This window comes from Escherichia sp. WS338 (assembly GCF_046486405.1).
Lineage (GTDB): Bacteria > Pseudomonadota > Gammaproteobacteria > Enterobacterales > Enterobacteriaceae > Escherichia > Escherichia coli.
This window is the reverse complement of the sequence record NZ_JBJQLL010000115.1, coordinates 1-524: the sequence shown is the minus strand read 5'-3', so window position 1 is coordinate 524 and position 524 is coordinate 1. Positions and strand designations below refer to the sequence as shown.

Sequence of the window (524 nt, the reverse complement as noted above, 5' to 3'; positions counted from 1 at the left end):
CCCTCCGGCGGTGTCTGCTCCTGCTCACCGGCACGGAACACCACCGTGACACCGGAGATGTTGGTATTCCCCTCAGTGTCCAGCACCGGCGTACTGTTCAGCAGCACGCTTTTTAATCCATCCACCGGACCTTCAACCGGCCCTTCGCTGATGGCATCGATCACACTCAGCAGCTGCGTGGACTTCAGGTTGTCCTTCGCTTCGCGCGGGGTATGCCCCTTACTGCTGCCTTTACCCATTCCTCACGCTCCATAAATGACAAAACCGCCCGCAGGCGGTTTCACATAAAACATTTTGCATCAGCGACCAATCACCACAACCTGACCACCGTCCCCTTCGTCTGCCGTGCTGATCTCCTGAGAAACCACGCGAGACCCCACGCGCATTTCCCCGTACAGAACAGGCAGAACATTGCCCTGGGCAACCATGTTATCCAGTGAGGAGAAATAGGTGTTCTGCTTACCGTTATCCGTTGTCTGTGTACGGGGAGTTCTGGCTTTCGGTGCCAGCATCTGCGCCACACC

1 protein-coding gene and 1 pseudogene are annotated in these 524 nt (G+C 56.9%); both read right to left on the bottom strand.

The annotated features are described in order from the left end of the window. The coding region (locus tag ACJHWT_RS25525) for a host specificity protein J (protein ID WP_143364693.1) at window positions 1-239 on the bottom strand (239 nt) is incomplete at its 3' end. 60 nt (window positions 240-299) lie between these two features. Next, window positions 300-524: pseudogene (locus tag ACJHWT_RS25520) on the bottom strand (tail assembly protein); the annotation flags it as partial.